Below are 10,744 nucleotides of genomic sequence, written 5' to 3'. Positions count from 1 at the left end.
GGGCCGACCGTGCCCGGCGCAGGGATCAAGCCTGACCGCCCGGAGCCGGGCACGGTCGGCCCAGGCCCCAACCTCAACCACCCCAACGGTCAGGGATCTCCAGCGGAGGCTCACCCTCACCCGCCCAGAAGATCGCGCCGGACGCGTCCACCACGACCACGCGCGGCGTCCGCGCCGCCCCCCACTCGATCGCCCCGGCCGGATCGTCCCAGGTCGGGCCCTCCTCCAGCACACCGGTCTCGGCGCCCTCGGTGTCCCCGGCCGACCGCTCCCAGTACGCCGTCCAGACCTGCTGCCCGGCCGAGAGGTCCGGGTGCACGAACACCGTGCCGCGCCCCCGCCAGGCGGCCAGCCGGTCCGGCACCACCGGCACCGGATGTTCGCCGGTCACCGCCTCGATGTCCGCCACGTCGAACGCGTGCGGCAGCAGCTCGGCCATCCGCAGCGGGCCGCCCTTCGCCTCGATCAGGCATTCCGGCCCGCCCTGCTCCCAGAGCAGCTGCCGGCACCGGCCGCACGGCATCAGCGGCTCGCCTGTCGCGTCGACGCAGGACAGCGCCACGATCCGGCCGCCGCCGGTGGCGTGCAGCGAGGAGACCACGCCGCACTCGGCGCAGAGCACCACGCCGTACGCGGCGTTCTCCACGTTGCAGCCGACCACCACCCGGCCGTCGTCGACCAGGGCGGCGGCCCCGACCGGGAACTTCGAGTACGGCACGTAGGCGTGCCGCATCACCTCGGTGGCGGCGGCCCGCAGCCGCTCCCAGTCGATGTCCATCACGACTCCCATTCTGCCCAATTCACGCCGATCGGTCGCGGGCGCGGCCGGAGACGACGGTGCCCGGCGGGTGACCCGCCGGGCACGATGCGTCGGACCGGTCAGCCCTTGACGTACGGCTTGCCGTCGGCGGCCGGCGCCCGCACCCTGCCGACCAGCCCGGCCACCGCCAGGATCGTCGCCAGGTACGGCAGCATCGCCAGGAACTGGCTCGGAATGCTGCTGCCGATCGCGCCCAGGTAGGTGGCGAGCTGGTCGGCGAAGCCGAAGAAGAGCGCCGCGAGCAACGCCCCGGTCGGGCTCCACCGGCCGAAGATCAGCGCGGCCAGGGCGATGAAGCCCTTACCGCCGATCATGTTCTTGGTGAACGAGTAGAGCGCCAGCGTGTACGACGCCCCACCCACGCCGGCCACCAGACCGGCCATGATCACGTTGCGGTAGCGCAGCCGAAGCACCTTCACGCCGAGCGTGTCGGCGGCGGTCGGGTGCTCACCCACCGACCGGGTCCGCAGACCCCACCGGGTGCGGAACAGCGCCAGGTGGATGACCAGCACCAGCAGCAGGCCCAGGTAGAGGAAGATGTTGCCGCGGAACAGCGCCGGACCGATCAGCGGGATGTCCTTCAGCAGCGGGATCTCCCAGTTGCTGAAGCGTGGCGCGCTGTTGTACTTCGCCGCGTCGGTCGCCATCAACCGCTCGTAGAGGAAGCCGGTGATGCCGACCGCGAGCAGGTTGAGCACGATGCCCATGACCACCTGGTCGACCAGGTAGCGGATGGCGAACACGGCCAGCAGCAGCGAGATGAACGCGCCACCGATCGCGGCGGCCACCAGGCCCACCCAGACGCTGCCGGAGATGCTGCCGAACAGCGCGCCGGAGAACGCGCCCATCAGCAACTGTCCCTCGATCGCCACGTTGACCACGCCGGAGCGCTCGCAGAGCACACCGGCCAGCGCGCCGAAGATCAGCGGCAGCGCCAGGATGAACGTGCCCCGCAGCACGTTGACAAGCGGCATGAAGTTGCGCCCCTCGGGGGCGGCGGAGACCTGCCAGCACAGGAAACTCAGCACGAAGGCGATCAGCCCGGCGCCGAGCAGCAGCGTGAACCAACGCTTGGGCACGCCGGCCAGCAACGCGGCGCCGGCCGCGGCGGCGATGACGCCGAACAGGATCGCGCCGACCGTGCCGTTGATCTCCAGGGCGGCGCCGCCCTCGGTCTCGCTGAGCGTGAAGCGGGCCTGCTGGTCGGTGGCGAGCGCCCCGAACAACACCGCCGCGACCACGCCCAGCGCCAGCAGGACGGTGCCGGCCTTGCGGGCCCGCGTCCAGAAACCCTCGTCGACCGCGGTGACCGCGACGTCGGGGACAGCGGTGGTGGACATGCTCACCAGCCCTTCGCGAGGCTCGTCTGCAGCCGGGCGGCGCGGGCCGCCCGGAGCTGGAAGATCGCCTTCACCAGGGCGGGCGCGGCGATGAAGATGACGATGAGCGCCTGGAGCACGGTGACCAGCTCCAGCGAGATCCCGGAGTACGACTGCATCCGGTTGCCGCCGGCCTGGAGCGCGCCGAACAGCAGCGCGGCCAGCAGCACGCCCCACGGCTTGACCCGGCCCAGCAGCGCGACCAGGATGCCGTCGAAGCCGATCTGGGCGATCACCAGCGGGGTCAGCGCGTTGGCGGTGGAGCCGAGCACCATGTTCGAGCCGCCGAGGCCGGCCAGCAGACCCGCGATCACCATCACCAGCACGTACGTCTTGGTGACGCTGATGCCGGCGGTCCGGGCGGCGTCCGGGTTCGCGCCCACCGCGCGCAGCTCGAAGCCGAGCGTGGAGCGGTTGAGCAGCCAGGCGATGAACCAGGTGGCCAGCACCGCGAGCAGGATGCCGGCGTGCACCCGCAGGTCGTCGCCGAGCAGCCGGGGCAGTTGCGCGGAGGACTCGACCGGCTTGCTGATCGCGTCCGACCGGGTCGGGTTCTGCACCCCGCTCTGGACGATGATCCAGGACAGGAAGTAGACCGCCACGTAGTTGAGCATGATCGTGTTGATCACCTCGTGGGCGCCGGTACGCGCCTTGAGGATGCCCGGGATGAAGCCCCAGAGCGCACCGCCGAGCGCACCGGCGATCAACGCCACCAGCAGGTGCACGCCGGGCGGCAGCGGCAGCGCGAAGCCGGCCACGGCGGCCAGGATGACGCCGATGGTCGCCTGGCCCTGGGCGCCGATGTTGAACAGGCCGCCCCGGAAGGCCAGCGCGACCGACAGGCCGGTGAAGACCAGCGGCGCGGTGTAGGTGAGCGTCTCCGAGATCGGGCCCATGGCGGCGGTGAAGCCGACCGCGTCCGGGTCGAAGACCGCGCCCTTGAACAGGTTCGCGTACGCCTCGCTGACCACGGTCCAGCTCGCGTTCAGCGCGTCGGCCGGGCGGGCGGTGATGTAGCCGTAGGTGGCCAGCACGTCCGGGTCGGAGACGATGATCAGCACGGCGCCGACCAGCATGGCCAGCACCACCGCGAGCACGGTCACGGTGACCGTGTTGGCCGCCCAGAGGTTCTCCAGGAACAGCCGGCCCAGGCTGGGCCGGGGGCCCTCGGCCGGCGGCTGCTTCGGCGCGGTGGTGGTGACCGCCCGCTCGGTGTCGCCGGCCGGCGCGGTCGGCGTCGCGCGGGCCTCGCTGCGCGCTTCCTGCGCCTCGGTCGCCGGTTCCTTGTCCGGGGAGCCCGACGCCGGGTTCGGGTTCGTCATGCCTCGTCCTCGTTGCCAGGGCCCTCGGGGGCCGGGGCGGCGGCGCTGCCCTCGTCCGCGGTCGCGGCGGCGCTGCCCTCGTCCGCGGTCGGGGCCGCGGTGTCCGGGGTGATGCCGGCCATCAGCAGGCCGATCTCCTCGCGGGGCGTGTCCGGGCCGACGATGCCGATGACCCGGCCGCGGTACATCACCGCGATCCGGTCGGCGAGGCCGATCACCTCGTCCAGCTCGCTGGAGACCACCATGACCGCGGTGCCGACGTCGCGCTCGCGGATGACCTGACTGTGGATGAACTCGATCGAGCCGACGTCCACGCCGCGGGTGGGCTGGGCGGCGATGAGGAGCTTCAGCGGCCGGGACAGCTCCCGGGCCACGATCACCTTCTGCTGGTTGCCGCCGGAGAGCGTGCCGACCGCCGCGTCGGCCGACGAGGTGCGGACGTCGAACTGCGCGATCCGCTCCTTCGCCGACTTCGCGATCGCGTCCGGCTTCAGCGACAGGCCCTTGCCGAACGGCGGCCGGTCGTAGATGTCCAGCACCAGGTTCTCCGCCACGGAGAACTCCTTGACCAGGCCGTCGACGCTGCGGTCCTCGGGCACGTAGCCGACGCCGGCGCGGAGCACCTTCTTCGTCGACCAGCCGTGGGTCGACTCGCCGGCCAGGCTGACCGTGCCGGCGAGCGTCGGGCGCAGGCCCATGATCGCCTCGATCAGCTCGGTCTGGCCGTTGCCCTGCACACCCGCGACGCCGAGCACCTCACCGGCGTGCACGGTCAGGTCGACGCCGTCGACGGCGCGTACCTGCCGGTCGTCGTCGACGACCAGGCCGGCGACCTCCAGGACCGGCTTGCCCGGCCGGGCCGGCTCCTTGTCCACGGTAAGCCGGACGTTGCGGCCGACCATCAACGCGGCCAGCTCGTCCCGGCTGGCGGTCGGCTCGGCGGTGCCGACCGTCCGGCCGCGCCGGATCACGGTGATCCGGTCCGCGATCGCCTTCACCTCGCCCAGCTTGTGGGTGATGAACACGATCGACTTGCCGGCGGCCTTGAGCGACCGCATGACGGTCAGCAGTTCGTCGGTCTCCTGCGGGGTGAGCACGGCCGTCGGCTCGTCGAGGATCAGCAGGTCGACGTCGCGGGTCAGGGCCTTGACGATCTCCACCCGCTGCTGGATGCCGACCGGCAGGTCCTCGATCACCGCGTCCGGGTCGACCCGGAGGTTGTACCGCTCGGAGACCTCGGCCACCTCGCGGCGGGCCCGCCGACGGTCGAGGAACCCGGCGAAGGGCACCTTGACCTGCTCGGCGCCGAGCATCACGTTCTCGGCCACGGTGAAGACCGGCACCAGCATGAAGTGCTGGTGCACCATGCCGATCCCGGCGGCGATCGCGTCCGACGGGCCCTTCAGCTTCAGCGGGCGGCCGTCGACCAGGATCTCGCCCTCGTCCGGCTGGTAGAGCCCGTAGAGCACGTTCATCAGGGTCGACTTGCCGGCGCCGTTCTCGCCGAGCAGGGCGTGGATCTCTCCAGGCTCCACCGTGAGGTCGATGTGGTCGTTGGCGACCAGATCACCGAACCGCTTGGTGATGCCGCGCAGTTCGAGTCTCAGCGCAACCTCCTGGAGTGCGAGCGATGGTGCAGCGTAGCGACTTGCCGCGCCGCCACCGCGCCGGGTGGGGATGGGGGATGAAGGTGACCGGCCGCCCCGGGGCGCGGGGTTCGGACCCCGTACGCCCGGGACGGCCGGATCGTGCTACCTGGTGCCCGCCGGCCCCGCTGCCGATGATCTCACCGCGGCGGCCGGCGGAGCGGTCACTTGGTCGGCTGGGCCTTCGAGGTGACCGTGACGGTGCCGGCGGCGATGTCCGCCTTGATCTTCTCGACCTCGGCCTTGAGGTCCGCCGGGACCTTGCTGTCGAAGTCGTGGTACGGCGCGATCGAGACACCGGTGTTGGCCAGCGTGCCGACGAAGCCCGGCTGCGCCTGGAGCTTCTCGCCACCGGCGGCCTTCACCACGGCCTCCTTGACGGCCTCCGGGATGTTCTTGACGACCGTGGTCACGATCGCCGAGCAGTCCGGGGTGCTCTCGCAGCCGTCGACGTCCACCCAGACGACCGAGTACTTGCCGCCCGAGGCCTTGGCCGCGGCGGTGGTGCCGAGGCCGGCGCCACCGGCGACCGGCATGATGATGTCGGCGCCCTGGGCGACCAGCGCGTCGGAGACCTTCTTGCCCTCGTCCTGCTTGACGAAGTCGTTGGTGAAGGAGCCCTTCTGGGTGGCCTTGTCCCAGCCCAGCACCTGGACGTTCTTGCTCTTGGCCTTGTTGTAGTACGCCACGCCGTCGGCGAAGCCGTCCATGAAGATGGTGACCGGCGGGATCGGCAGGCCGCCGTAGGTGCCCACCTTGCCGCTCTTGCTCATCCCGGCGGCCAGGTAGCCGGCCTGGAACGCGGCCTGCGCGGTGTCGAACTGCATCGGGTAGATGTTGCCCACACCCGGGTTGGCGTCCACGATCGCGAACTGCTGGTTCGGGTTCGCGGTGGCGGCCTTCTTGGTGGCGTCCGACATCAGGCCACCGACGGCCAGGATGAAGTCGCACTTCTGGTTGACGAACCCGGTCAGGTTGACCTCGTAGTCCGCCTCAGCCTTCGACTGGACGTTCTTGATCTCGATGTTGTCGTTCTCCTTCTTCGCCTCCTGAAGGCCCTTCCAGGCGGAGGTGTTGAAGGACTTGTCATCGATGCCGCCGACGTCGGTCACCATGCAGGCGCTGTACTTCTTGCCGCCGTTGCCGCCGGCGTTGTCGTTCTTGTCGTCCGGAGCCTCACCACACGCGGCGGCGCCCAGCACGAGGCCACCCGCCACGAAGGCGGAGGCGATCCGCATCCCACGCACAGAGCGCAAGACGTCTCCTTCCCATTGCGCCCGCGTCGTGCGCGGTACGCATGCCCTTGCGCCGGCCTGCGGTGTGCGGCCGGCGTCCCACGTTACGGACGGGAGCGTACGCCCGCGCCCACCCACCGGCCGACAATCGTGCACGACTGTTGAGCGTCCGTTACCCCGGTGTAACCCTTGCGTGGGGCAGATCACTTCTGGGGCCGGTAGGGGTGCACGGGCGTGTCCCGAACGTCCTTTTCCGGGGCCGCTCCCGGTCCCGGCGGACTACCGCCAGAACACCGCGACCGCCGCGTTGAGCAGCGTCAACCCGATGATCGCGAGGAAGTGCCCCCGGTTCACGGACTCCCGCTTACGGGAGAAGAAGACCATGACGAAGATGAGCAGCGCGAGCACCAACTTGGTAACAAGCTTCGCCGGGGCCGGCTCGTCGCCGTCCCGCAGGGGTGCGGAGAGCCCGAGACCCGTCAGGATCTGGATCACCGCCCCCCACAGCATGGCCGCGTTGATCCGCAGCCGGCCGCTGACGTACTGGGCGATCCCGCCGCCGAGCAGCAGCGCGAAGCCGATCAGATGGACGTAGAGAAGGATCAGTCGAAGAGCTTCCACGCCGGCCATCCTCCCCCATCAACGACACTGCGTAGTAGTCACCCCGCCGAGCTGCCGTCATACCGTGACCTGGGCCGGCTCGGGTGGCACCCTCACCTCCCCGGCGGCCCCGGCCCGCCGACCGGCCAGCACCAGCCCCAGCCCCACCAGCGCGTACCCGGTCAGCACCGCCAGCGGCCGGCCGGCGCCCGCGCCGTCGAAGAACGCCGCCGAGCGCAGCAGCGTGCCGCCCGCGCCGACCGGCAGGAACTGCCCGACCGTCCCCCACGGCTGCGGCAGCAGTTCGGGCGCGGCGGCGACGGCGGAGAGCGGGTTGCCGAGCAGGAAGACGAGCAGCGCCCCGAGGCCGATGCCGGCGCGGCCGAGCAGCGCGCCGAGACCCGCCACCGTGGCGGCGGCGGCGAGCGAGAAGAGACCGATCGCGGCCGCCTCCCGCCACGGGTCGCCGTCGAGCAGACCGAGCCAGCCGTGCAGCACCGTGACACCGGCCGTGCCGGCGAGCGCCGCGTACCCGAGCAGGCCGGCCAGCCGCGCGCGGCGGCCGGCGACCAGCAGCGTGAGCAGCGCGCCGACCAGCATGCCGGTGAGTGCCAACGGCAGGAACCCGGCGGCGAACCCGGCCCCGCGCGGGTCGTCCGGGTCGGTCGGCACGACCGTCGTCACCGGCACCGGGCGGCCGGCGGAGAGCTGGCCGGCGGCCTCGGTGAGCAGGGCCGCCACGGTCGGACTGGCGGCCGGCGCGGTGTGCAGGGCGACGCCGTCCGGGCCGGCCACGAACGCGGCGTAGACCTCCCGGTCGCGTAGCGCCCGGTCGGCCGCCGCCGCGTCCGGCAGCGCGGTCACCGTGAAGCCGCCGGGGCGGGCGGCGGTCAGCCGGGCGGTCAGCTCGGCGACCGCGGGCGGCGGCCCGGCCACGGCCACCGGCAGGTCGCGCGGCGCGAGGTGCGCGGCAGGGGCCGCGAACAGCGGTACGAGCAGCGCCTGCACCACCACCGCCACGCCGACCAGCAGCGCGGTGAGGGGCCAGGGCGAGCGGGAGCGGAGCATCGTCGCCTCCTTAAAACGAATGTTCGTTCTCTTGAAGCTGAGCGTGCGCCACCGTCGACGCGTTCGTCAAGAACGAACGTTCGCTTTAGAATGTGTGTCGTGCCACGCGTCTCCGAACAGCACCTCGCCGCCCGCCGCCAGCAGATCCTCGACGCGGCCCGGCGCTGCTTCCTGCGCGACGGGTTCCACCAGACCTCGATGCAGGACGTGATCAGGGAGGCCGGGCTCTCGGTCGGCGCCGTCTACCGCTACTTCCCCAGCAAGAACGACCTGATCACGGCCATCGCCCAGGCGGTCGTCGGCACCGCCGACGAGAACTTCGCCGACCTGTCCACCGCCGACCCGCCGCTGCCGCTGACCGGGGTGCTGGAGCGTGCCCTGGCCTTCGTCGATGGCCAACTCGGCCCGGACGGCGTGCTGCCCCTGGCGTTGCAGGTGTGGAGCGAGGCACAGCGGGACCCGGTGCTGGCCGAGTTCGTCGCCGCCACGTACACCCGGTTGCGCGGCCATTTCGTGACCGCCGCCCGGCGGGCGCGCGACGCCGGCGAGCTGCCCCCCGAGACCGACCCCGACGCGGTCGGCGCGGCCCTGTTCGGCCTGGTGCCGGGCTACTTCACCCAGCGCATCCTCACCGGCTCCCCCGACCGCGCCACCTACCTGACCGGCGCCCGCGCCCTGCTCCGCTGAGGTGTTGGGAGGGGCCCCCTGTTATGCAGAATGCGTTAACCGGGGGCCCCTCCTTTCACCAGCGCCAGAGCTGGAAGGTGGGGCCGTCCGCGGGGAGGGTGGCCGTGCCGGGGGGCAGCGCCGGGGCGCCGCCGTAGATGTTCTCGGCGGCCGGCAGGCCGGTCAGGCGCAGCGGGGTGCCGGGGGCGCGGCGGGCCAGGGCCAGCACGCTTCCGGTCGGGGCCTCGCGCAGGAAGACCAGCGTGTCCGCGTCGGCGTGCACCCACCGCAGGCCGCCGTGCCGCAGCGCCGGCTCGGCGCGGCGCAGCGCCAGCAGCGACCGGTACGCGTCGAACGTGCGCCGGTCCCAGCTCTCCGGCCGGTGCCACGGCATCGGGGTACGCGAGCCCTCCCCGTTCGTGCCGGTCAGGCCCAGCTCGTCACCGGCGAAGACCACCGGGGTCCCCGGCATGGTGGCGAGCAGCCCGGCCGCGACCTCCTGCCGGGCCGCGTCGCCCACCACGGTGCGGATCCGGGCCGAGTCGTGCGAGCCGAGGAGCTGCCACGAGTGCGTGTACGACCGCCACGAGACCAACGACCGGTAGGCGTTCATGGTGGCCAGCACCGCGTCCGCGTCCCGCCGCCGGACCCCGCCGGGCGTGCCGAGGAAGTTCGGCACCGGGCCGTCCCCCGCGCGCAGCCAGGACCACACCGGGTCGGTGAACCCGACGTAGTTCATCGTGCCGTGCCAGCCGTCGCGGTCCAGGTCGCCGGTGTGGTCGTGACCGTGCTCGGCGAGCAGCAACGCGTCCGGTCGGGTCTCGGCGACCACCTCGCGCAGCAGTCGCGCCACCTCGTGGGTGTACGCGTCGGCGCCGCGCCGCCCGGTCATGTTCGCCACGTCCACCCGCCAGCCGTCCAGCCCGTACGGCGGGCGCAGCCAGCGGCGCAGCAGCGAGTCCTCGGCGGTGGCGAACCGGCGGCGCAGTTCGGCGCTGCCCCAGTTGAGCTTCGGCAGCGACTTCACCCCGTTCCACGACTCGTAGTCCTGTCCCGGGAGGTCGAAGTAGTACAGGTCCCGCTCCGACGCGTCGACGTCGGACACCGCGGCGGTGAACCAGCGGTGCGCGTCGCCGGTGTGGTTGCTGGTGATGTCGCCGAGCAGCCGCCAGCCCCGGGCGCGTACCGCGTCGGCGAGCCGGACCAGCGCCGCGTCGCCGCCGAGCAGCGGGTCGACGGTGTCGAAGCTGGACGCGTCGTACCGGTGGTTGGAGCGGGCCGGGAAGATCGGGGTGAGGTAGACCGTGTTGACGCCGAGCCGGTCCAGGTGGTCCAGGCGCTCGGTGATGCCGTCCAGGTCGCCGCCGTAGAACTGGCGGGGCGTCTCCGGGCCGCGCCCGATCACCGGCGTGTCCCAGTCGCACGGGATGGCCCAGTCCGGCGCGGTGCGCCCGTCCGCCGCGGCCGAGCGGGCGAACCGGTCCGGGAAGATCTGGTAGATCACCGCGTCCCGGGCCCAGGCGGGCGGCGGCGCGTAGCTGACCAGCTTGAAGTCGCCGTGGTCCGGCACGTCGTGGTGGGCGGTGCCGGCCGCGTTGAGCCAGCGGGCGCCGGCCCCGCCGTCGAGCAGGAAACGGTAGTTGCTGACCGGGTTGCGGACCTCGACGTCGGCCCGCCACCACACGTCACCGTTCGTGGTGCGGTCGACCACCGCCTCGGCGAAGTGCGGCTCGCCGTCGCCGGTGGTGCGCACGTGCACCTGGTCGACGCCGGCGCCGGCCGGCACCCGGACGAAGACGGGGACGGTCTGCCCGAGCGCGGGCTCCTGCTCCGGGACGTAGGTGGCGGAGCCGTCGTGGTGCGGTGGAAGGGACATGCTGCGGCCTTTCGCGTCGTACCGACAGGGAGTGGGCGGGCACCCGTGCGGGGGGGGGGCCCCCCCCCCGCCCCGGCCCCCCCCACAACCCCCCCGGGAGCGCCCCCCCCCCCCCCGCGCGGGCTAAAAAAA

Annotated in this window: 9 protein-coding genes; 1 reads left to right on the top strand and 8 read right to left on the bottom strand. The window is 72.4% G+C overall.

Annotation, left to right across the window (positions count from 1 at the left end; all coding sequences use genetic code 11):
• Window positions 1-73: 73 nt before the first annotated feature.
• From ACLQ2W_RS07160 to ACLQ2W_RS07130, 7 genes are all read right to left on the bottom strand, one after another.
• A complete protein-coding gene (locus ACLQ2W_RS07160; protein ID WP_425785716.1) occupies window positions 74-790 on the bottom strand; it encodes a cytidine deaminase in 717 nt (238 codons plus the stop codon).
• A gap of 89 nt (window positions 791-879) precedes the next feature.
• Window positions 880-2,160 carry an ABC transporter permease gene (locus tag ACLQ2W_RS07155; protein ID WP_425785715.1) on the bottom strand — a complete coding sequence of 427 codons (1,281 nt, stop codon included), beginning with the start codon at window positions 2,158-2,160 and terminating at the stop codon, window positions 880-882.
• Window positions 2,161-2,162: 2 nt separating this feature from the next.
• The gene (locus ACLQ2W_RS07150; RefSeq protein ID WP_425785714.1) at window positions 2,163-3,521 is read right to left on the bottom strand and encodes an ABC transporter permease; all 1,359 of its coding nucleotides are present in this window, start codon (window positions 3,519-3,521) and stop codon (window positions 2,163-2,165) included.
• The gene (locus ACLQ2W_RS07145; RefSeq protein ID WP_425786023.1) at window positions 3,518-5,068 is read right to left on the bottom strand and encodes an ABC transporter ATP-binding protein; all 1,551 of its coding nucleotides are present in this window, start codon (window positions 5,066-5,068) and stop codon (window positions 3,518-3,520) included. The genes ACLQ2W_RS07150 and ACLQ2W_RS07145 overlap by 4 nt, the downstream gene beginning before the upstream one ends.
• Window positions 5,069-5,331: 263 nt before the next feature.
• Window positions 5,332-6,405: a BMP family lipoprotein gene (locus ACLQ2W_RS07140; RefSeq protein ID WP_405094136.1), complete on the bottom strand. Its 1,074-nt coding sequence runs from the start codon at window positions 6,403-6,405 to the stop codon at window positions 5,332-5,334.
• 276 nt (window positions 6,406-6,681) lie between these two features.
• The gene (locus ACLQ2W_RS07135) at window positions 6,682-7,023 is read right to left on the bottom strand and encodes a hypothetical protein (RefSeq protein ID WP_091061503.1); all 342 of its coding nucleotides are present in this window, start codon (window positions 7,021-7,023) and stop codon (window positions 6,682-6,684) included.
• 57 nt (window positions 7,024-7,080) lie between these two features.
• Window positions 7,081-8,070: a hypothetical protein gene (locus ACLQ2W_RS07130; RefSeq protein WP_425785713.1), complete on the bottom strand. Its 990-nt coding sequence runs from the start codon at window positions 8,068-8,070 to the stop codon at window positions 7,081-7,083.
• A gap of 99 nt (window positions 8,071-8,169) precedes the next feature.
• On the opposite strand from ACLQ2W_RS07130, the gene ACLQ2W_RS07125 reads away from it, so the two are divergent.
• Window positions 8,170-8,757 carry a TetR/AcrR family transcriptional regulator gene (locus ACLQ2W_RS07125; RefSeq protein ID WP_425785712.1) on the top strand — a complete coding sequence of 196 codons (588 nt, stop codon included), beginning with the start codon at window positions 8,170-8,172 and terminating at the stop codon, window positions 8,755-8,757.
• 55 nt (window positions 8,758-8,812) lie between these two features.
• Here ACLQ2W_RS07125 and ACLQ2W_RS07120 read toward each other — a convergent pair whose 3' ends face one another.
• Complete coding sequence (locus tag ACLQ2W_RS07120) at window positions 8,813-10,612, bottom strand: alpha-amylase family glycosyl hydrolase (RefSeq protein ID WP_425785711.1); 1,800 nt, start codon at window positions 10,610-10,612, stop codon at window positions 8,813-8,815.
• Window positions 10,613-10,744: the final 132 nt, after the last annotated feature.

The sequence above is a fragment of the Micromonospora sp. DT227 genome (assembly GCF_049841835.1).
In the GTDB taxonomy this organism is placed as follows: domain Bacteria; phylum Actinomycetota; class Actinomycetes; order Mycobacteriales; family Micromonosporaceae; genus Micromonospora.
This window is presented reverse-complemented; position numbering and strand designations above follow the sequence as displayed.

Excerpts from the sequence above, each read along its gene's own strand:
- ACLQ2W_RS07155 (WP_425785715.1), bottom strand. The coding sequence starts at position 2,160 with ATGTCCACCACCGCTGTCCCCGACGTCGCGGTCACCGCGGTCGACGAG.
- ACLQ2W_RS07160 (WP_425785716.1), bottom strand. The coding sequence starts at position 790 with ATGGGAGTCGTGATGGACATCGACTGGGAGCGGCTGCGGGCCGCCGCC.
- ACLQ2W_RS07140 (WP_405094136.1), bottom strand. The coding sequence starts at position 6,405 with ATGCGGATCGCCTCCGCCTTCGTGGCGGGTGGCCTCGTGCTGGGCGCC.
- ACLQ2W_RS07120 (WP_425785711.1), bottom strand. The coding sequence starts at position 10,612 with ATGTCCCTTCCACCGCACCACGACGGCTCCGCCACCTACGTCCCGGAG.
- ACLQ2W_RS07130 (WP_425785713.1), bottom strand. The coding sequence starts at position 8,070 with ATGCTCCGCTCCCGCTCGCCCTGGCCCCTCACCGCGCTGCTGGTCGGC.
- ACLQ2W_RS07150 (WP_425785714.1), bottom strand. The coding sequence starts at position 3,521 with ATGACGAACCCGAACCCGGCGTCGGGCTCCCCGGACAAGGAACCGGCG.